A 21265-nucleotide genomic window follows, 5' to 3' on the forward strand; every position below is an offset into this window, starting at 1 on the left:
CCAAGGCCCGCCCGACGTCAACGACATGGGCCAGAGCAAGGCGTCAACTCCCGTGTGTTAGCGGCAGTTTGCAGGTCGCGAACAGAGCGGAATGGGTCATTCCATCAGGCCTACGACGAGGACGTCTTCCCCTTCGCCGCCCGCTGGGCCGGTGCGGACGAGCTCCCCTACACCGCGGACGGACGCCTTCGCCGCCGTACACTCGACGGCACTGTGGGGAACGTCCCGTTCCGCGCCCGCGTCACAGTCCCAGGGTCGCCGAACTCCCCGCCGCCGTACGGGACTTCGACGGCACCGGCAGACACCCGATCAAGGGCATCGCCGGTCCCGCGCCTGTGCGGTAGTCGCTCCACCGTCCGCCCGGCAGTCCGCCGCGGGCAGCAGTGGTGTGAGCCGTGCCCACTCGGCGTGTGTCAGATCGCCCCGCCCGGCCTCGGGCACGGTGCCCCCGTTCCCCCAGATCGGATTCCGCGGGCGGTTACGCGGTGATCCGCCGGGCGTACACCTCGATCTCGATCTTCATGCGGGGATCGGCGAGACCGCACATGAGCATGGTGGCGGCCGGTCGGACCTCACCGAAGGCGCGACGCAGTACCGGCCAGCATGGCTCGAAGTCGGCCCGGTCGGGCAGCAGGTAGCGCACCCGCACCACGTCAGCGAGGGTGCACTTCGCTTCGTTCAGGGCGGCCTCGATGTTGCGCAGGCACTGCTCGGCCTGCTCCACCACGTCGTCGGAGATCGTCATGGTGGTGTAGTCGAATCCGGTCGTCCCGGACACATGGACCCAGTCGCCGTCGACCAGGGCACGGGCATAGCCGATCTGCTCCTCGAACGTTGAGCCGCTGAGGATGGAACGTCGCACTGTCATGCGCCGAACGCTAAGTGACCAGCACTGATACGTCTAATACACCTTCAGGCATAGAGTGATATCTCTAAGCGTATGGAGCGCCCCGAACTTCCCCTGCCGCAGCTGCACGCCTTCGTCGTGCTCGCCGAGGAACTCCACTTCGGCCGAGCCGCCACCCGCCTGGGCATCGCCCAGCCGCCGCTGAGCCAGCAGATCCGCCGCCTGGAGGACAAGGTCGGATATGCGCTGTTCAGCCGCGAACCCGGGCGCATCGGCCTCACCCCGGCGGGCCGGCAACTCCTCCCCGCCGCCCGACATGCCCTCACCGACCTCGCAGACGGCCTGACCGCAGCCCGAGAAGTCGGCAGTGGCAGGGCCGGCCGCCTGCGGATCGGCTTCGCCGCCTCCCTCGCCCTCACCGTCCTCCCCAGCCTGTTGCGAACCTTCCGGGAACGGTTTCCTGCTGTGGATCTGGACATCCGGGAGATGACCACCACGCCGCAACTGGCCGCTCTGCGCGAAAGGACCATCGACATCGGCCTGTTGCGCGAGCCGCCCGCCCATGACGCGGAACTCGGGTTCGAGACCGTGCTGACCGAACCGTTCGTGGCCGCCCTGCCCGCCTCACACCCGCTCGCGGCACAACGAGCCGTCCGAGTCGAACAGTTGGCGGACTGCCCCTTCGTGCTCCTGCCTCGTGCCGTCGGACCGCCGCTGTACGACCAGATCACCAATCTCTGCATCACCGCAGGCTTCACCCCCCAGGTGACTCAGCATGCTGTGGAATGGCAGACCGTCTGCGCCCTGGTCGAAACCGGCCTTGGCGTGTCACTGGCCCCGGCGAGCATCCGCCGCATCCGCCTCAAAGGCGTTGCCTTCCGCAGGATCGAGCCCAACACCGCGCGCACCCGAGTCGCCGTGGCCTGGCGCAAGAACGACTCAAATCCCCTGGTCCCTGGCATCTTGGCAGCCCTCAATCAAGATCCGCCGGACAGGCCCGAGTAGGTGTGGGAGCGGGCAAGTCGGCGGGCGGCGGCAGACGCGATGCCGGCCCGGCCGCCACCAGTCGCCGTTCCAACGGGCCACCAGATCAGCGATGTTGATGGTGAAGGCATCCGGATCGGGGCGCGTCAGTCGAAGGGACGGAGGGTGACGTGTAGCGGGGGGTTGTACTCCGACAGCGACAGCACGGTCTCCGGCGTCCGCAGCCCGTCCTGTTCCGCGAACAGCCGCCGGGCGTCCTCGAAGGAAACGTCGTCCGGGGCGACGACCAGTGAGGCCCGGTCGTACAGCGCACGGAGGGGCTCGGTCATGGTCTGCCCGTCCTCCTCGTCGGCCTCCGTCCCCCAGACGTCCCACAGCAGGGTCTCCACCTTGTTCAGCGCAGCGAGGTCGAGTCGCACGTTGCCGGCCACGAACCACTCCCCGTTCAGCGGCCCGTCCTCCGGCGGGTAGACCCCGTAGGTATCGGGGTCGGCGTCCCCGCCCCGGATGTCGCGCCAGGCACGGCCCGCGACCTGGAAGCGGTCGCGCGGCACGTCCATCGGGTCGAAGTCGACGTACCAGGCGGCGGTGATCTCCGGATCGGTCAGCTGTGGATCGGCGAGCAGCCAGCCGCGCGCCTCGTCCCAGTACTCCGTGACGACGTGGTCGCAGTGGAACCCGTCCGCCCGGAAGTAATCGGCAAAGCCGGACCGCACCCGGGCGGGGATGCCGCTGTGCCGCAGCAGCGAGCAGTGCAGCAGCGCGAAGTCCCGGCAGATCCCGACGAATCTGTCCCCGGCCGCGCGCCGCCGGCTCAGGGGGGAACCGTCGCGTTCGACGACGATCCGCAGGATGTCGTCGACGTAGCGGGCGTCGGCGTCGTGGTGCAGCCGCTCCAGCGGGTGCGTGTGACCGAACAGGTCGTCCTCGCCCCGGTGGATCATCAAGTCGCGTGCTATGCAGGCGAGTTGGGCGGGGTCGGTGGGCAGACCGGCGTAGTGCGCGACGAGGTCGCCGGGGTCGGAGAACACGCTCTGGGTGCGGTAGAAGGCGGCGGCTTCGGGGGCGAGAGCGGGACGGGTGGACGGCACGGGCGCGGACGGCACGGTGAGACTCCCCCATGGGTTCGGATGCGATGCGAGTTAGCTCGTACGTTCGAATGCCGGCCGGCTCGCCCCACGGTGTCAAAATTCGCGGCGCATTGTCCAGGGAGCGTCGAAAACCAGGAGCCGCGCGGCCACGCTCCCCGGCAGGATGCCCCTGTGAACCATGTCCTGTGCGGGCTCGCCGCCAATTCCGCCCTGCCGCCGGAGCTGGTGGACCGGCTGATCGCGGTCGCGGACGCCGATATCGCCTGGGACCTCGCGGGCCGCGCGGACCTCAGCCGTGCGCAGGCGGTCGCGTTGTGCTCGCGCGTCGAGGAGAGCGGCGTACGGCTTGCCCGCGAGGGCCGGCTGACCGCTGCCGACGTCGATCCGGAGGCGCAGCCGGACGCTGCCCTCGCGTTGCTCGACGAGGGAGTCGGCAACCCGGAGTGGGGGCGTCTGCTCGCGGCGGATCCGGTGGTCGAGCGGAGGGAGAAGCTGGCCGCCTGCTCCGGCCTTCCGTCCGATGTGGTGGAGACGCTCGCCGCGGACTCGGACGTACGGGTCGTCGCGGAACTCGCCCTGTGGACGACGCCAGACGTGGCGACCAGGCTCGCGGGGCATCCGCACGCCGAGGTCCGCCGGGCGGTGGCGGGCAACGAGGCGACGCCCCCGGCCGTACTGGCGGCGCTGATCGGCGGCGAGGGGCTGTCTCCGGCGCAGCGGTGTCTGGTCTGCGACCGTGAGGAGACGCCGTTCACGCACGATCCGGAGTGCGCGCGGCTCGACTGCGAGCTGCCGCCAGGCGCCTCGTGCGACGGTTCCCACGCGTCCACCGTGCACGACATGTGGCATGCGGCCCTGCGGAATCCGGCCACACCCACCGAAGCCGTGGTCGCCTTCGTGGACCACCCGTCGATGCTGCTGCGCTGGGCCCTCGCCGAACGCCACGATCTCCCTCCGGAGGTGAGCCGACGGCTCGCCGTGGATCCCGTTCCGGGTCTCCGGGCCGACCTCGCCGGGAACCCGGCGATCGACGAGGCCCTGATGCGCGCGCTGGCCGACGACCAGGGCCACGATGTGCGGTTCCGCCTCGCGCACAACCCCAACGTGCCGCTCGACGTGCTCATCCACCTCGCCGCCACCATCAGACTCGGCGCCGCCCTGCCACCACGGATCGCGACCGCTTCCCCCGCCGAGGTCGAGGAACTGGCCCGGTCGACCGAGCCGGCCGTACGGATACTGTTGGCCGGACGACGCGATCTGCCCGCCGAGATCCGCGACGCGCTGGCCGGCGACCCCGACGCGAAGGTGCTCAAGTCCATCGCACCGCATCCGGGCCTGTCCGAGGCACAGCTGCGTGCCATGGTCCGGCGGCACGGAGTCCGGGTCCTCGCCAAGGTGGCGACGAACCCGGACGCGCCCGGGGCGCTGCTGGAGGACCTGACCCGCCACGAGCCGCCGGTACAGAAGGCGTTCCGGGAAGTCGCCCGGCACCGCCGCGCGACGCCGCAGGCGCTGCTCGCCTGCCTGGCGGACGTTCAGGCGAGACGTATAGCCGCCGGTCATCCGGCGCTCCCGCCGTCGGCCATCGTGGAGTTGCTGACCGACGACGACGGGCAGGTGGTGGAAGCGGCGGCCGGCAATCCGTCGCTGCCGCGTGCCGTGATGCTGGATCAGGTGCCCTAGAAGGCGGCAAGAACGGCCGAACTGGGCGCCGTAGAAGGCCCGTTGCAGCCCGCCGGTCGCTAACGCGCAGAAGCCGCCCGGGGCCGTCGGGCGAGCTGCTGGAGCGCGTGGTGGCGTCAAAGCACCCGTGGGCCGTGATCGGTCGGTGGAACCAGACGCGAAGCTTGGGCACGAATTACACACATTCCCTCTACAGAGTGACCTCTGATGGTCTAGATTGACCGTGCTTCAGCTGATCGGACACGAGGCGATCCACAATGATCTGTACGTCCGTTGCTATTGCAAGCCAGCAGTCGCCTCCCCGGTGCCCGACGTGAGGGGAAGGCCGGGAGAGGGCTTTGGGTGTGGGGAGCACCCGAGGTTTCGAGGGGTTCCTGCGGGCCTCGTGAGTCCGGCAGGACCTGCAAGTCCGGTGTCACCAGGGCGGGTTGTTCAAGTAGCGCTCAAGTAGCCGGTACGTCATGCGCCGGGGGACGGGGTCTCCCGGAGGGAGGGGTTGTGCGGGGGGTGGGGGCCTCCTGGGCGCGGAACAGTGTTTGGCGATTTCGTCGTACCACTGGGGACCGGGGGGTTCTGTGCGACAGGGGGGAATGGTCGACCCTTTTTCGTCAGCGCGCGGGAATCTGGCGAACGGGGCAATCAGCCGGCCCGCGATCGATTGGGAGCAGCGGTACCGCCGTACCGTGATCACCACCGATACCGTGGCCACCGCCTTTGTGGTGGCGGCGATCGGCAACTTCTTCGGGGTCCGGGACGCGGCCAACTGGCACGAGAAGTGGGGCATTCTCGCCTTCGGCACCGAGCTGCTGGTGCTGGGGGCGCTGGCGGTGGGCCGGGCGTGGACTCCGGCTGTGCTCGGCCAGGGCGCCGAGGAGTTCCGTCGGCTCGGACGCTCGCTGTTCGCGGCGACCGTCGTACTGGCGCTCGGCGGGATCGCCCTGACCTCGCGCAACATCAAGCTCTGGATCTTCGTCGCGATCCCCGCGATCGCGCTCGTCACCATGACCGCGCGGTATGTGCTCCGCCTTCGGCTGCACAAACAGCGGAAGGAAGGGCGGTGCCTGAGACCGGTGCTCGCCGCCGGGAGCCCGGACACGGTGCGCGACCTGATCAACCGCACCCGCAAGTTCCCGCACATCGGCTGGCGGGTGGAGGCGGTGTGTACGACGGACGGTCGCGGGCTCGACGGTGACCATCTGGACGGAGTGCGGGTCGTCGGCCGACTGGCGGACGTCGCCAAGCACGTCCGCCACGACGGCTACCGGGTCGTCGCGGTCACACCGGACCCGTACTGGACACCGCACCGGCTGCAGCGGCTGGCCTGGAACCTCGAAGGCAGCGATACGGAGATGGTCGTGGCCCCCGTACTGATGGAGGTGGCCGGCCCGCGTCTGCACGTCGACGCGGTGCTCGGGATCCCGTTGCTGCGGGTCAGCATGCCGACCTTCACCGGTGGCCGCCGGGCGATCAAGGGGGTCGTAGACCGAGTAGGCGCAACGATTCTACTGGTGCTGTTCGCGCCGCTGATGGTGCTCGTCGGGCTGCTCGTACTGGCGGACAGCCGGGGCGGAGTGTTCTACCGCCAGCGCAGAGTCGGCAAGAACGGCTGCGAGTTCACCATGCTCAAGTTCCGCACCATGGTCGCCGGGGCCCACGGGGCACGTGCCGAACTGGCCGACCGCAACGAGGGCGCAGGCCTGCTCTTCAAGCTCCACCGGGATCCGCGGGTGACCAGGGTGGGAGCAGTGCTGCGCCGGTACTCGATCGACGAACTCCCGCAGCTTTTCAACGTACTCACCGGATCGATGTCGCTCGTCGGTCCGCGGCCTCCGCTACCGGAGGAGACCGCTGCGTACGGCCCGGACATCCGGCGGCGGCTGCTGGTCAAGCCGGGACTCACCGGCCTGTGGCAGATCAGCGGACGCAGCGACCTGCCGTGGGAGGAGGCGGTCCGCCTCGACCTGCGCTACGTGGAGGACTGGTCGCTCGCCCTGGACGCAGTGATCTTGTGGAAGACGCTGCGTGCGGTGTTCTACGGCCAGGGGGCCTACTGATGCGCGGGGGGCTGCAACTCGACGGTCCCGCCCGCGCGCGGACCGCAGGCCGCGAGGGCCTGTCTAGGGGGAGGGACGGGTCATGAAGGTCAGCGTTTTCGGGCTCGGCTACGTGGGCTGTGTGTCGGCCGCGTGCCTGGCCAGCATGGGTCACGAGGTCATCGGGGTGGACGTGAACCAGGTGAAGGTCGACCTGGTCAACGACGGCAAGGCCCCGGTGGTCGAGGAGCGGATCGGCGAGCTCATCGCCGAGATGGTACGGACCGGAGCACTACGCGCCACCCACGACGTCCGCGAGGCGATCGCGGACAGCGAGGTGTCGCTGGTGTGCGTGGGCACGCCGTCGGAGCCCAACGGCAGCCTGTGCACCACGTACTTGGAGCGGGTCACCGAGCAGATCGGCGCGGCCCTGGCGGAGCGGGGTGGGCGGCATACCGTCGTCTTCCGCAGCACCATGCTCCCCGGCACCTGCCTGAACCTGCTGGTCCCGATCCTGGAGAAGAACGTCGGCGGCACGGCCGGGGTGGACCTCGGGGTCGCGGTCAACCCGGAGTTCCTGCGCGAGGGCACCAGCGTGCGGGACTTCTTCGACCCGCCCAAGACCGTCATCGGCGAGCTGGACCCGGCCAGCGGCGACGCGGTGGCGGCGTTGTACGACGGCTTGCCCGGCGAGGTGTTCCGGGTGCCGGTCCCGACGGCCGAGGCGATCAAGTACGCGGACAACGCGTTCCACGGCCTCAAGATCGGCTTCGCGAACGAGCTGGGCGCGGTGTGCCAGGCGCTCGGGGTGGACTCGCACCAGGTGATGGACGTGTTCCTCGCCGACCGCAAGCTGAACATCAGCCCCGCCTACCTGCGGCCCGGCTTCGCCTTCGGCGGCTCCTGTCTGCCCAAGGACCTGCGCAGCCTGGTCCACGCGGCACAGCGGGCCGACATCTCGGTGCCCATCCTCGCCCACGTACTGCCCTCCAACTCCGACCATCTGCAGCGCGCGGTCGAGCTGGTCGAGCGCACCGGCAAACGCCGGGTGGGGATGTTCGGGCTGTCCTTCAAACCCGGCACCGACGACCTCCGCGAGAGCCCGCTCGTCGAACTGGCGGAGCGGCTCTTCGGCAAGGGATACGACCTGCGGATCTACGACGCCAATGTGAGCCTCTCCCGGCTGATCGGCGCCAACCGCGAGTACATCGAGACCCGGCTGCCGCACCTCGCGCAACTGCTCGCGGAATCCGTCGACGAGGTGCTGGAGCACGCCGAGGTGTGCCTGGTCGGGACGAGGGATCCGGCCGTCCTTTCGGCGCTGCCTCATGGCGAAGGACCGGTGATCGTCGACCTCATCCACCTTCCCGACGCCGAAGCGCGCCGGGCCGAACCGGGGTACGTGGGCCTTGCTTGGTGACAGATCGTTTGATGACGCATCGTTCGATGGCGCGGTCGGCGGCGACCGGCCGGGCCGGCGCGCGCTGATCCTGGTGGAGAACCTGTCGGTGCCGTTCGACCGGCGGGTGTGGCAGGAGTGCACGACACTGCGCGACGCGGGCTGGGAAGTGCACGTCATCTGTCCCCGGGGGGAGAAACGGGACACGGAGCCGGAGGCGGTGATCGACGGGGTGCGGATCCACCGCTACCCATTGCGTGCGGCCACCGGAGGACCGGCCGGCTACCTCAGGGAATACGGATCGGCGCTGTGGCACACGGCACGGCTGGCCCGGAAGGTCGGCCCGGTCGACGTGGTCCACGCCTGCAACCCGCCCGACCTGCTGTTCCTGCCCGCCCTGTGGCTGAAGCGGCGCGGCGCGCGGTTCGTCTTCGACCAGCACGACCTCGTACCGGAGCTGTACCTGTCCCGGTTCGACCGCGGCGAGGATCTGCTCTACCGCGCCGTGTGCGCGCTGGAACGGCGGACCTACCGGGCCGCGGACGTCGTCCTCGCCACGAACGAGAGCTACCGGGACGTCGCGATGAGCCGTGGCGGCCGGCGGCCGGAGGACGTGTTCGTGGTGCGCAGCGCGCCCCAGATCGACCGGTTCCAACCGGTGCCGCCCGAGCCGGAGTTGAAGCGTGGCAGGCCTCATCTGCTGTGCTACCTCGGCGTCATGGGCCCGCAGGACGGCGTCGACTACGCCATGCGCGCCCTCGCGAAGCTGCGCGACGAGTTCGGGCGTACCGACTGGCACGCGGTGTTCGTGGGCGCAGGCGACGCCTTCGACGCGATGGTGGAGCTGTCCCGTCAGCTCGGGCTCTCCGAGCAGGTGCAGTTCACCGGACGCATCCCGGACGCCGACCTGGTGCGCTACCTGTCCACCGCGGACGTATGCCTCTCCCCCGACCCGCGCAATCCGCTCAACGACGTGTCGACCATGAACAAGGTCCTGGAGTACATGGCGATGGGCCGGCCGATCGTCTCGTTCGATCTGAAGGAGGCGCGCGTCTCCGCCGGTGACGCCGCCGTCTACGCGCCCGCCAACGACGAGGCCGAATTCGCGGGGCTCATCGCGTTGTTGCTGGACGATCCGGAGAAGCGGGCCCGGATGGGCAAGATCGGCCAGGAGCGGATCGGCGGGCAGCTTTCCTGGCGGAACTCGCAGGCCTCGCTGCTCGCCGCCTACGCCGCTGCCTGCCGTACACACACTCCGGGGTCGACGGGCGACCCGGTCCGCACAGGGAAGAGGCCGCGCCGTTGAACGATGACACGATCCGCCTGGCCACGATCGGGCGGATTCTCCGACGGCGGTGGCGGCTGCTCGCCACCCTCGCCGTGGTGGGCGCACTCGTCGGCTACGGCGCCTCGCTGGTGTTCCCGCCGCGGTACACGACCTCGGCATCGGTTCTGCTGCCGGGGCAGTGGGAAGAGCGCGAGCTGCTGACTCAGGTGGACATCGCGACCAGTTCGACGGTGGCCGACCGCGTGGCCGCCGAGCTGGGCTGGCCGGGCGTCGGCGGCGCCGAGCTGCGGGATCGAGTGAGCGCCAAGGCCACCGACGGGAACATCATCAAGATCTCCGGTACGGCCGACACCCCGCAGCGCGCGCAGCAGCTCTCCGACCAAGTCGCCAAGGAATTCGTCGAATTCGCCGCGCGGATCGCAGGCGGCAGCACCGACTCCGAAGCGGCCACGGCGCCCGAGGCGCTGCGGAAGAAGATCGAGGAGACCAACCGCCGTATCACCGACCTGGCCGAGGCCGCCGATCCGGGGCAGACCGTGGAGAGCGTGCAGGCCCGCACCACGCTCGAGAGGCTGCGGACCTCGCTGGAGGAGGCCATGACGAAACTGGACCAGGCCGACCCGGCGAACACCTTGGCCGGCATGGTCGTCATGGGGCCGGCGGCCCGGCCGGCCGGCGAGGCGCCGCCGACGAGGATGCAGCTCATCGTCGCCGGGGCCCTGCTGTTCTTCCTGTTCGCGGTCATCGGCCATCTCGCCGCCGCACGGATGGATCGCCGGCTGCGCACCGAACCGGAGATCGCCGCGGCACTGGGCTCGGCGCTGCTCGGCACCGTCGACGTGCCCGATGAACGGCGCGGCGCGCTCCGGCCGGAAGACCGTGGCCCACGAGCCAGAATCCGCCGGCTCCTCGGCGTCGACACCCGGTGGGACCTGCCGAGCCCGCAGAGGTCCGGCGACGAGGCCGGCAGGCGGATCCGCTACCGGCGGGTGTGCGCTCGCCTCCGGGGCCAACTGCCCGCCCCCCGGCGGCTGTTGGTGGTCGTACCGGACGGCGACGAGATCGCCCGCCGGGCCGCCGGACAACTCGTCGCCGAGGCCGAGAGCGATCCGCTGCTGCGGGTGGTGGAGGTTTCGATGGAGCGGCCGATCGTGCCGGACCGCGACACCGAGTCCGGTGCCCTGGTCGTCCTCAGCGCGGGCAACTGGACCGCGGAGGAACTCGCCGGCATCGCCGAGGCGTGTGCGGACGGCGGGCATGAGGTCGTCGGCGTCGTCGTCGCCGCCCCGGTCTCGGCCCGTACGACGCCGTCCGCCGGCCAGGTGCCCGAGAACGGCACTCCCGTACTCGCGGTTCGCGGCTCTGCGACGGGAGGTTCGGCGTGACGACGCGTACGACTTCGGAATCGTCGGCAGCCACTCCGCTCTTCGACCTGCAGTCGCTGGTGGTGTCGGTGCGCAGGCGCCGCCGCTTCTGGTGCGCCATGGCGCTGCTCGGCCTGCTGGCCGGCGCGGCGGTGGCCGTTCTGATGCCGCCGCCGCCGAGCGCGGTGACCAAAGTGCTGGTCGCGCATGCGGAGGACCAGCCGAACGACATGGGAACGCTGATCCGCACCGACGTCGCCGTGCTGGAGACCACGAGGATCGCCGGCAAGGCCCTGCAGTCCCTCAACTCCTCGGAAGACGCGGCGGACTTCATGCGGGACTACCGGGGCACCGGCTTGACCAACAACCTGCTGCAGATCGATGTGACGGGTGACAGCGACGCGGAAGCCGTGGCCCGTGCCGAGGCGCTGGCCGACGCGTTCGTCGCGGACCATGAGCGGCGGATGCGGGAAACCGCGACAGCCGAGGCCAAGGCCCTGCTCGACCAGCGTGACCGCATGCGGGACGAACTCGCCGAGGTCAACAAGGAGATCGGCGACCGGTCGCCGGAGACGGAGAGCGACCCGAAGGAGTCCGCAAGCATCGAGACGCTCTACGCCCGCCGGGCCGAACTCGACTCGCGGATCGCCGACTTCGACCAGCGTGCCGCCGAAGCGCGCACCGGGACGCCCAAGGTCATCGCCGGCACACAGATCGTGGACGCCCCGCGCGCGGTGCAGCACTCCCTGCCCAAGGCCGCCGCCACCAACGCCGCGATCGGACTCGTCCTCGGGCTCGTCCTCGGGCTCGCGCTCGCCGCGGTCCGCACGGTGGTGGCGGACCGCCCCGTACTGCGCCGGGACATCGCGGCGAACCTGGGCGCCTCGGTCATCGCGGAACTGCCCCACCGATCCAGCAGGTGGTGGCGGCGCCGACGGACCCGGGTGGCACGCGAGCGGCTCACCACGAGCCTGGCCCGCACCGTACGCGGCTCCGCGGAACCGGTGTCGCTGCTGGAGCTGGGCTGCGCGCGCCACACGAGCGTGCTCGCCCTGGACGTCGCCAGGGCACTGATGGCGCAGGGGCCGGTGGTCGTCATCGACGGTCTGCCCGGCCCGCAGCTCGCAAAGCGCCGCCCGAAGCCGGGAGACCCGACCGTGGTCAGCGGCGAGCCTGCCGCGGCCGAGTCGCCTCAGGAGCGCCGGCTCGGCGTCGGCTCGGTGGCGCCCGGTACGGCGTGGACCGACCTCCAGTACCTCGGCACCCAGACCGTGCTCGTCGTACGGGCCGGGCACGGCAGCGCCGCATGGCTGCACACCGTGGCACGGCAACTCGCGGACCAGCACATTCCGGTGATCGGCGTGGTGCTGATCGACCCCGACCCGCGGGACCGGACGGACGGCACGCTGTGGGACGGGCTGGGCACCGCGCTGCGCGGCCACAACGAGCGGCTGGCCCGGCAGAACGGTGGGGGTACCTCCCACGCCGTTCAGGCAGTGGGGGAACGCCGGCTGCGGACGGAGCGGCTGCCGAGTCTGGCCGCACGCGTCCCGGACAGCGACCAGGAGGCGCGGTAGGACATGTGTGGCATCGCAGGCACCTACCGATGGCCGGACGGGAAGGCCGTGACCGACCGGCTCACCGACACCCTCGCCCACCGCGGTCCGGACGGGGCGGGCCGGTACGGCCACCCCTTCGGTGACGGCGAAGTACAGCTCGGGCACCGCCGGTTGGCCATCATCGACCTGTCCGAGACCGGCGCCCAGCCGATGGTCTCGGACGGCCTCGCGCTCACGTACAACGGAGAGCTGTACAACGCGCCCGAGCTGCGTGCCGAGCTGGCCGCCGCCGGAGTGCGCTTCCGCGGTACCTCCGACACCGAGGTCCTCCTCGAGGCCTGGCGGCGCTGGGGCACGGACTGCCTGCCCCGGCTGCGCGGCATGTTCGCGTTCGGGATCTTCGACGAGCGCACCGGTGAACTGGTGCTGGCCCGCGACCAGTTGGGCATCAAGCCGCTGTTCCTGCTGCGGCGCGGCGAGGGCCTGGTGTTCGCCTCCGAGCTCAAGGCGCTCGCCGCCGCGACCGGCGGGAAGCTGGAGGTCGACCATGCGGCGCTGGTGGCCTCGCTGCTCTACTACTGGGTGCCGGACTCACGCTGCGCGTTCCGCGAGGCGGAGAAGCTGCCGCCGGGGAGCTGGCTGCGGTGCCGGCCCGACGGCCGGGTGGAGCGCGGCCGGTACTGGCACCTGAAGGACGTCGCCGCCGAGGGCCGGGAGCGGGCCCGGAGCGGCGAACGGCCGGACCTGGCCGCCATCGTCGAGGAGTCGACCCGGCAGCACCTGCTCTCCGACGTACCTGTGGCGACCTTCCTCTCCGGCGGCCTCGACTCCAGCTACCTGACCGCGCTGGCCGCCCGCCACCAACCCGGGATCTCCGCCTACACGATCGGATTCCGCGCCGAGGACGCCAAGTTCGAGGCGATGCCGGACGACCTGCGCTACGCCCGGCAGGTGGCCGAGCGGTTCGGCGTCGACCTGCACGAGATCGAGATCGCCCCGAACGTGCTCGACCTGCTGCCGCAGATGACGTACCACCTGGACGAGCCGATCGGCGACCCCGCCGCGATCAACACGTACCTGATCTGTACGGCCGCCCGGGAGGCCGGGGTCAAGGTGATGCTCTCGGGGATGGGCGCCGACGAGCTGTTCGCCGGGTACCGCAAGCACCTGGCCAACCTGCTAGCGCTGCGCTACCAGCGCGTCCCGCGCCCCCTGCGGCGCGGGCTGTCCAGGGCCGTGGACCGGCTGCCGGTCGCCACCGCCCGCCGGGGGTACCGGTCGGTGCGCTTCGCGAAGCGGTTCCTCTCCTTCGCCGATCTGCCGGAGGAGACCGCGTTCCGGCGCAGTTACACCATGTACGACCAGGACGAGCTGCTCGCCCTCCTCGACCCGGACCTGGCCGGGACGGTCGACGACGTACTGACCGAGCACGCAGACATCTACGAGGACAACGACCTCGACGACTTCGTCAACCGCATGTGCCTGACCGACGCTCGGATGTTCCTGCCGGGCCTGAACCTCGCCTACACGGACCGGTCGAGCATGGCCGCGTCGACCGAGGTGCGGGTGCCGTACGTGGACGTCGAGGTGGTCAAGGCGGCGTTCGCCGTGCCCGGCGATCGCAAGATCGTCGGACGACAGGGCAAGGCCGTCCTGAAGGAGGCGGCCACCTCGGTCCTGCCCCGGGAGATCGTGTATCGCCCCAAGGGCCTGTTCAGCGCCCCGCTGCGCGCCTGGATGAGCCGGGATCTGGCCCCGTTGGTGCGCGAGGTGGTCAACGACGGCGTGCTCGTCCGTTCCGGCTTGCTGCGCCGGGACGCGCTGGCGCGGATGGTCGCCGAGGACGCCGCCGGACAGCGGGACTTCTCCAAGCATCTGTGGCACGTGCTGACCCTCGAGTACTGGTATCGCGACGCGACCTCTGGGTCCGGCTCTGGGTCCGGTCAGAGCACTCGGTAAACCGCTTAGGAATCAGAGGAGTTCGAGTGAAGCAGGTTGTACAGAACTACAAGAGCGGCGAGCTGGCGGTGCTCGACGTGCCGGTGCCGGGGTGCAAGCCGGGCGGTGTGCTCGTCCGCAGCGCCTACTCGCTGATCTCCACCGGAACCGAGCTCATGAAGGTGTCCGAGGCCGGCATGTCGATGCTGGGCAAGGCCCGCTCCCGCCCTGACCAGGTGGCCAAGGTCATGCAGAGCGTGGCCACCAACGGGGTGCCCGCCACCTACCGCAAGGTGATGGGCAAGCTGGACTCCTATACGCCGCTGGGCTATTCGCTGTGCGGGGTGGTCGAGCAGGTCGGCGCCGGCATCGACGATGTGAAGGTCGGCGACCTCGTGGCCTGCGCCGGCAACGAGCACGCCTTGCACGCCGAGCTGAACTGGGTGCCGAAGAACCTCTACGCCCCGGTGCCGGACGGCCTCGCGCCGCGGCACGCGGCCTTCGGCACCGTCGGGTCGATCGCGCTGCAGGGCGTCCGCCAAGGCGAGCCGCAGCTCGGCGAAGTGGCGCTGGTCATCGGACTCGGGCTGATCGGACAACTGGTGGTGCAGCTGCTCGCCGCCTCGGGAGTCCGCGTCGTCGGCGCCGACCCCGACCCGGTGCGCTGCGAGCTCGCCGAGCGTCTGGGCGCCGCGGCCTGCGGCGATCCCGCGTCCGCCGCCGTGGAAGCCGCCGTCGCCGAACTCACCGACGGTCACGGCGTGGACCAGGTGTATCTGGCCGCCGGCGGCGGCAGCAACCAACCCGTCGAGCTGGCCGCCAAGTTGAGCCGGGACCGCGGCCGGGTCGTCGACATCGGCAAGTGCCGCCTGGACCTGCCCTGGAACGCGTACTACGAGAAGGAGCTAGACGTCCGGTTCTCCCGCTCGTACGGCCCCGGACGCTACGACCCGGAGTACGAGCTGGAGGGGCGCGATTACCCGATCGGCTACGTCCGCTGGACCGAGCGCCGCAACCTCGCGTGCTTCCTCGACCTCGTCGCCCGCGGCAGCGTCGATGTGGAGCCCCTGATCTCCCAGGTCGCCGACTTCGACGACGCGGTCGAGACGTATCAGAGCTTGAAGGACGGCGAGTTGAAGGCCGTGGCCGTGCTGTTCCGGTACCCCGAACAGGCGGTGGAAGCCGAGGCTCCGGCGGTGGCCGTTCCTCCGGTGAACGTGAAGCCGAGTACGGCCCGGGCCGCCAAGACACCGGTGCGCCTCGCGTTCGTCGGTGCGGGGAACTACGCGACGTCGATGCTGCTGCCGCATCTGGCCCAGCGCGACGGCGTGGAGTTGTCGACCGTCGTGACCACGACGGCGCTGTCCGCGGCCAACGCGCAGCGAAAGTTCGGCTTCACCGAGGCGACCACCGACCTCGACGCCGTACTCGGCGACAAGTCCATCGACGCGGTGTTCGTGGTCACCCGGCACAGCTCGCACGCCGAACTGACCCGACAGGCGCTGCTGGCCGGCAAGACCGTATTCGTGGAGAAGCCCCTGGCCCTCACCGAGGACGAGCTGGCCGGCGTACTCGCAGCGGTGGAGGAGTCCGGCAACGACCGGCTGCAGGTCGGTTTCAACCGCCGGTTCGCGCCGCTGCTGCAGGAGGCCAGGCAGCGGTTCGGCGCCCGGACCGGTCCGGCGAGCCTGCGCTACCTGGTCAACGCGGGCCGGCTGCAGCACGGCAGCTGGTACCTCCAACAGGGCACCGAGGGCTCGCGGTTCGCCGGCGAGGGCGGACACTTCCTCGACACGGCGAGCTGGCTGCTCGAGGCCGACCCGGTGTCGGTGTACGCGGTCGCCACGTCCGGCAACGAGGACCTCCAGGTCGTACTGCGCTACCCCGACGGGTCCACCGCCACCATCAGTTACGTCACCACCGGCGCGCCCGGCTTCCCCAAGGAGACGCTGGACTTGGTCGCGGACGGCAAGGTGCTGCGGCTCGACGACTTCGTCCGTGCCTCGGTCTACGGCCGTAAGCGGTGGGTCAGTTCGCGGCTGCCCAAGGCCCGGGACAAGGGCCAGAACGCCGAACTGGCCGCGTTCATCAAGGCCGTACGGACCGACGGGCCGATGCCGGTGCCGCTTCAGTCGCTGGTCGCCACCACGGCGGCCACCCTCGCCGTACAGACCAGCCTGGCGGCCGGTGCCCCGGTGACGTTGGCGGGGGCGCGATGACTGTGATCTCGGGGAGTCCGGGCTGGTACCTGCGGCGGCTGTCCCGGATGGGACCGCAGGAGGTCGCGGGCCGGGCGGGCGACGCGGTGCGCAGACGGCGGTGGCGGTCGGCGCGGCCCAACTGCCCGAGCGTGACCGGCGCCCGCTTCACCGCGGTACTGCCCGCCGGGGCGATCGCCGCTGTGCCACCGGACGCCGCGAAGCGTCTTGTCGCCGAGGCGGACCGGTTTATGTACGGGCACGTCGAGTACTTCGGGGTGGTCCGCGACGACCTGACCGACCCGGACTGGTGGTGCGACCCGAAGACCGGGCGCCGGGCTCCGTGGGGCTACGCGTTCGACGTGCCGTACCGGAACGAGGACGCGGTGGGGGACATCAAGCAGATCTGGGAGCTGTCCCGGCATCAGTACCTCACCGTGCTCGCCGCCGCCTACGCGATCACCGGGAACGAGCGGTACGCCGAGCGCGTGGCCGAGCATCTGCGGTCGTGGTGGGCGGCCAACCCACCGCTGCGCGGCGTGCACTGGATCAGCGGCATCGAGCTGGGCATTCGGCTGCTGTCCTGGGTGTGGATCCGCCGGCTGCTGGACGGCTGGCCGGGCGCGGCGGAGCTGTTCGAGGGCAACCCGGTGGCGCTGAACCAGATCTGGCACCACCAGCGCTGGCTGGCCGCCTTCCCCAGCCGGGGGTCTTCGGCGAACAACCACGTCATCGCCGAGGCCGCCGGACAGTTCGCGGCGGCCTGCGCGTTCGGCTGGTTCCCCTCCTCGGCGCGTTGGCGAGCCGACGCGCTGCGGTCGCTGGAGCGGCATCTGCGCGGCAACACCTTCGGCTCCGGCCTCAACCGCGAGCTGGCCACCGAATACCACGGGCTCGTACTGGAGTTGGGCCTGGCAGCGGTGGCCGAGGCGGACGCCGCCGACGTACCGGTCCCCGCGACCGTCCGCCTTGTGCTGCTGCGAATGACCGACGCGCTCGCGGCCATCGTGGACAGCCGGCTGCGGCCGCCGCGCCAGGGGGACGCGGACGACGGGCACGGTCTGATCGTGGACGGCGCGGGCACCAACCGCTGGGCCTCGCTGCTGGCCACCGGGGACGCCGTGTTCGGCCGGCTCGCCTGGTGGCCGGAGGTGACCGGCACGGACGTACGCACCCCGCTGCTGACCGCGCTCATCAAACCCGCTGAACCGACCGTGGCCCGACCGGCAAGCCGCCCTGCGCACTTCGCCGACGCGGGGCTCACCATCCTGCGCGGCCCGGGAGAGATCTGGTGCCGCTGCGACGGCGGCCCGCACGGCTTCCTGTCCATCGCCGCGCACGCCCACGCGGACGCGCTGTCCGTGGAGGTCCGGCACGACGGGGTCGACGTGCTCGCCGACCCGGGGACGTACTGCTACCACGGGCAGCCCGAGTGGCGGCAGTACTTCCGGTCGACCCTCGGCCACAACACCCTGCAGTTGGACGGCGGTGACCAGTCCGTCTCGGGCGGCCCGTTCCTGTGGACCAGGCATGCGCGCAGCCGCGTCCTGGCCGTGGACACATCCGGCACCTCCGACGGGGGTGTGGCCCGCTGGTGTGCCGAGCACGACGGCTACGAGCCTTCCGTGCACCGTCGCCGGGTGGAACTGACCCCCGCGAGCCGGGAGTTGATGGTCGTCGACGAGGTCCGCGGCCAACACACCCAGCGCCGGGCCGTGCACTTGGCGTTCCACCTCGGCCCGGCGATCACCGCGGACCTGACGGGCAACCGGGCACAACTCACCTGGACCCGGGACGGCGAGGACCGTTCCGCGGTGCTCGACCTGCCGGGGCAGCTGTCCTGGCGGGCGCATAGCGGCGAGACCGATCCGCCGCTGGGCTGGTACTCCGCCGGATTCGGGCGCAAGGAACCCTCGACAACGCTGGTCGGCACCGGTTTCGCCGACGGCGCGGAGAGGTTCACCACCGTGCTCAGGTTCCGCGGCTAGGGGGGCGTGTGGGGATCAAGTGGCGGAACTGGGCGTTGCCGGCGGCACCGCTGGCGCTGGTCGTGCTGGCGGCGACCGGCTGTACGAGTACGCCGGACACCGGGGCGAAGCCGACCGATGCGCCTTCGGCGTCCGGGGCGCCCTCCGCGTCCGCGGCCCGGGTGTGCGCCAAGCCCGCGGCCGGTCCTGCGAAGGCGCCGGCGGGCGCGGTGACGGTCGACCCCAACGTGGTCGGTGACCTGGCCGAGAAGACGAAGAGCAGCCCCGCGGGCACCACGTTCTGGCTTCGACCGGGCAAGCACAGGCTCGAGCCGGACCGCTATGCCCAGGTCATCCCCAAGGAGGGGAACCGCTACCTCGGCGCGCCGGGCGCGGTACTCGACGGCCGGAAGACCAACCAGTACGCGTTCGGCGGCAGTGCCCGCAATGTCACCATCCGCTACCTGACCGTGCAGCGTTTCGTCGCGCCGCACGACGAGGGCGTGGTCAACCATGACTCGGCCGACGGGTGGGTGATCGAGCACGCGACGATCCAGCACAACTCCGGGGCCGGGCTGATGGCCGGTGCCCGCCAGCAGGTCCGCGCCAGCTGCCTGCGCGGCAACGGCCAGTACGGCATGAACGCGTACAAGGCCGGCGGCTCTCTCCGCGACCTGGTGATCGAGGGCAACGAGATCGTGGGCAACAACACCGGCGACTGGGAACGGCGGCGGGAGGGCTGCGGCTGCACCGGAGGCGTCAAGTTCTGGGCCGTCGACGGCGCCGACGTACGCGGCAACTGGGTGCACGACAACCGCGGAACAGGGTTGTGGGCCGACACCAACAACAACGACTTCCGCATCGAGAACAACGTGATCGAGGCCAACGACGGTGCCGCGCTGATCTACGAGACCAGCTACAACGCGGTCATCCGGAACAACAAGATCCGGCGGAACAACTGGGTCGAGGGACGCAGGGAAGCCGCCCGCGGCGACGACTTCCCGTTCGCGACCGTCTACCTGTCCGAGTCCGGCGGCGAACCACGGATCAAAGCCCGCACGGACAAGATCGAGATCTACCGGAACGTGCTGGAGAACAACTGGTCCGGGATCACCCTGTGGGAAAACGCCGACCGGTTCTGCAACAGCCCGGCCAACACCTCGTCCGGTGACTGCACCTTGCTGGCGCGGGACACCGACCGCTGCGTGCAGCCGGCGATCGCCAAGCCACCGCTCTACGGCGACTGCCGGTGGAAGACCCAGCGGGTGGACATCCACGACAACCGCTTCGTGCTGGACAAGTCCGTCGTCAAGTGCACGGCGAAGTGCGACCGCATGGCGGTGCTGTCCAACTACGGCACCTATCCGGACTGGTCGCCGTACAAGGGCGAGCGGGTGGCTGACGCGATCACCGGCAAGCAGCAGAACCGCTGGTACGACAACGTCTACCGCGGACCATGGAAATTCGTCGCCCACGACCCGAGCCGGGTGCTCGGCTTCGGACAGTGGCAGGGCAAGACCTATCAGCAGGACGCGGGCAGCACCCTCGCCCCCCGGGCCGGTGGTTGAGATGGGCGGGGACCTGCGGCGCGGTGGGCTGCCGGGCGGACCGGACACGGCGGGCACGCGGTCCGGCGCCGAACCGCGCCCTGCCGGCACCCAGCCCGGCGCCGAACCGCGCCTTGCCGGCACACCGAAGATCGTCGGTCTCGTCTGGGGGTTGCTGATCCTCAACACGCTCGGCTCCACCGGGGCGAAGACCATCATCCCGCTGCCCCGCTCCCTCATCCAGATGATCACCATGGGCGCGCTGCTCGCCGCGTTCACGCTGGCGCTCGCCGTCAATCTCCGGCTGCGTATCCGAGCCAGCGCCTTCGTGTTCCTGCTCACCCTGCTGCTGGTGCCGAGCATGATCTCCAGCCTGCAACTGGAGTCCGGGTTCGGCGCGCTGTTCCGCTGCGCCCGGCTGGCTCTCTTCATCGGCACACTGTGGCTCCTCAGCCGCTGGTGGGACGGCAGCCTGACGTTCGTCCGGCACCACATCCGGATGTACTTCGTAGTGCTCGGGTCGGCGGCCGCCGGCCTGCTCATCTCCCCGGGCGCGGCCCTGCCCGAGACCTACGGCGGCCGCCTTGTCGGCGCGTTGTGGCCGCTCACCCCGCCGCAGATCGGACAGTACGCCGCAGTGATCATCGGGCTCACGGTGCTGCTCGTCATGGGCGGCCGAACCACCAAGGGCAGCGCGGTGATGGTCATCGTGCCGTCATTCGTCCTGCTCGCGCTGACCCATACCCGCACGGCCACGGTCGGCCTGCTCGTCGGCCTTGCGTTGGCGATCGGTTCGCTCGTCCTGAGCAGCGCCGCCGCCCGCCGCTTCTTCGCCTGGGCGGTACTGGTGTCCGCGGTGGCTGCGGTGGGGTTCGCCTCCGCGCTCCAGGCGTGGTTCCTGCGCGGACAGAGCCAGGAGTACTTCACCAGCCTCACCGGTCGGGCCAAGGTCTGGGACGCCCTGCTGGCAGCGCCCCGGACGAGCGCGGAGAAGTTGTTCGGCGTGGGCTTGGGCGACAAGTCGTTCGGCGGGCTGCCGATCGACAACAGCTGGCTGGCCGTCTACCAAGAACAGGGTCTGATCGGCGTCGTCCTGGTGGCGGCGATCATCGTCGTCCTGTCCGGCGTCGCGTTGCTGCGGCCACCGTCGCTGCAGAGGGCCTGCGCGATCTTCCTGATCAGCTACTGCGTGATCGCGTCGTACACCGAGGCCGGGCTCGGCGACGCCTCGCCGTATCTGCTGCATCTGGCCCTGGCTGCCTCGCTCCTTGCGGCACCTGCCGCGGCCACTCCCCTCCCGACGCCCGCAGTCCGTCAACCGCCCGCAGTCCGTCAACGACGTATCCCGCGCTGGGCCCGGAGGTGAC

The 21265-nt window shown here is 70.6% G+C and carries 14 protein-coding genes; 12 read left to right on the top strand and 2 right to left on the bottom strand.

Annotated elements, in window-relative coordinates:
- Positions 1-478: 478 nt before the first annotated feature.
- On the bottom strand, positions 479-868 hold the full coding sequence (locus tag OHT21_RS05430; protein WP_328767080.1) for a RidA family protein: 390 nt from the start codon (positions 866-868) through the stop codon (positions 479-481).
- A 72-nt stretch (positions 869-940) separates the two neighbouring features.
- Here OHT21_RS05430 and OHT21_RS05435 point away from each other — a divergent pair, with 72 nt between their 5' ends.
- Positions 941-1852, top strand: coding sequence for a LysR family transcriptional regulator (locus tag OHT21_RS05435; RefSeq protein WP_328767082.1), 912 nt, complete (start codon positions 941-943; stop codon positions 1850-1852).
- A gap of 125 nt (positions 1853-1977) precedes the next feature.
- Here the strand turns inward: OHT21_RS05435 and OHT21_RS05440 are convergent, their stop codons facing one another.
- Complete coding sequence (locus tag OHT21_RS05440; RefSeq protein WP_328767083.1) at positions 1978-2937, bottom strand: transglutaminase-like domain-containing protein; 960 nt, start codon at positions 2935-2937, stop codon at positions 1978-1980.
- A gap of 156 nt (positions 2938-3093) precedes the next feature.
- Between OHT21_RS05440 and OHT21_RS05445 the strand changes: the two genes are divergently transcribed.
- From OHT21_RS05445 to OHT21_RS05495, 11 genes are all read left to right on the top strand, one after another.
- Positions 3094-4605, top strand: a complete 1512-nt coding sequence (locus OHT21_RS05445; protein WP_328767084.1) for a hypothetical protein — start codon at positions 3094-3096, stop codon at positions 4603-4605.
- 575 nt (positions 4606-5180) lie between these two features.
- Positions 5181-6659 (top strand): sugar transferase, encoded by a 1479-nt coding sequence (locus OHT21_RS05450; RefSeq protein ID WP_443050319.1) that lies wholly within the window; start codon positions 5181-5183, stop codon positions 6657-6659.
- Between the two features lie 82 nt (positions 6660-6741).
- Positions 6742-8058 carry a nucleotide sugar dehydrogenase gene (locus tag OHT21_RS05455; RefSeq protein WP_328767086.1) on the top strand — a complete coding sequence of 439 codons (1317 nt, stop codon included), beginning with the start codon at positions 6742-6744 and terminating at the stop codon, positions 8056-8058.
- On the top strand, positions 8048-9343 hold the full coding sequence (locus tag OHT21_RS05460; protein ID WP_328767087.1) for a glycosyltransferase family 4 protein: 1296 nt from the start codon (positions 8048-8050) through the stop codon (positions 9341-9343). Before OHT21_RS05455 ends, OHT21_RS05460 begins: the two co-directional genes overlap by 11 nt.
- Positions 9340-10710 carry a Wzz/FepE/Etk N-terminal domain-containing protein gene (locus OHT21_RS05465; RefSeq protein WP_328767088.1) on the top strand — a complete coding sequence of 457 codons (1371 nt, stop codon included), beginning with the start codon at positions 9340-9342 and terminating at the stop codon, positions 10708-10710. Before OHT21_RS05460 ends, OHT21_RS05465 begins: the two co-directional genes overlap by 4 nt.
- Positions 10707-12266 carry a Wzz/FepE/Etk N-terminal domain-containing protein gene (locus tag OHT21_RS05470; protein ID WP_328767089.1) on the top strand — a complete coding sequence of 520 codons (1560 nt, stop codon included), beginning with the start codon at positions 10707-10709 and terminating at the stop codon, positions 12264-12266. Before OHT21_RS05465 ends, OHT21_RS05470 begins: the two co-directional genes overlap by 4 nt.
- Positions 12267-12269: 3 nt before the next feature.
- Complete coding sequence (gene asnB / locus OHT21_RS05475; protein WP_328767090.1) at positions 12270-14207, top strand: asparagine synthase (glutamine-hydrolyzing); 1938 nt, start codon at positions 12270-12272, stop codon at positions 14205-14207.
- A gap of 26 nt (positions 14208-14233) precedes the next feature.
- Complete coding sequence (locus OHT21_RS05480) at positions 14234-16405, top strand: bi-domain-containing oxidoreductase (protein WP_328767091.1); 2172 nt, start codon at positions 14234-14236, stop codon at positions 16403-16405.
- Positions 16402-18372: a heparinase II/III family protein gene (locus OHT21_RS05485; protein WP_328767092.1), complete on the top strand. Its 1971-nt coding sequence runs from the start codon at positions 16402-16404 to the stop codon at positions 18370-18372. The genes OHT21_RS05480 and OHT21_RS05485 overlap by 4 nt, the downstream gene beginning before the upstream one ends.
- 8 nt (positions 18373-18380) lie before the next feature.
- Entirely contained in the window at positions 18381-19919 is a 1539-nt protein-coding gene (locus tag OHT21_RS05490) for a right-handed parallel beta-helix repeat-containing protein (protein ID WP_328767093.1), read from the top strand.
- A 1-nt stretch (position 19920) separates the two neighbouring features.
- Complete coding sequence (locus OHT21_RS05495; protein ID WP_328767094.1) at positions 19921-21264, top strand: O-antigen ligase domain-containing protein; 1344 nt, start codon at positions 19921-19923, stop codon at positions 21262-21264.
- The last annotated feature ends 1 nt before the right edge of the window (position 21265 follow it).

The sequence above is a fragment of the Streptomyces sp. NBC_00286 genome, from assembly GCF_036173125.1.
GTDB lineage: Bacteria > Actinomycetota > Actinomycetes > Streptomycetales > Streptomycetaceae > Streptomyces.

What these genes read in the sequence shown, in the direction of transcription:
- OHT21_RS05430 (WP_328767080.1), bottom strand. Translation starts at nt 868, where the DNA reads ATGACAGTGCGACGTTCCATCCTCAGCGGCTCAACGTTCGAGGAGCAG.
- OHT21_RS05435 (WP_328767082.1), top strand. Translation starts at nt 941, where the DNA reads ATGGAGCGCCCCGAACTTCCCCTGCCGCAGCTGCACGCCTTCGTCGTG.
- OHT21_RS05455 (WP_328767086.1), top strand. Translation starts at nt 6,742, where the DNA reads ATGAAGGTCAGCGTTTTCGGGCTCGGCTACGTGGGCTGTGTGTCGGCC.
- asnB (WP_328767090.1), top strand. Translation starts at nt 12,270, where the DNA reads ATGTGTGGCATCGCAGGCACCTACCGATGGCCGGACGGGAAGGCCGTG.
- OHT21_RS05485 (WP_328767092.1), top strand. Translation starts at nt 16,402, where the DNA reads ATGACTGTGATCTCGGGGAGTCCGGGCTGGTACCTGCGGCGGCTGTCC.
- OHT21_RS05495 (WP_328767094.1), top strand. Translation starts at nt 19,921, where the DNA reads ATGGGCGGGGACCTGCGGCGCGGTGGGCTGCCGGGCGGACCGGACACG.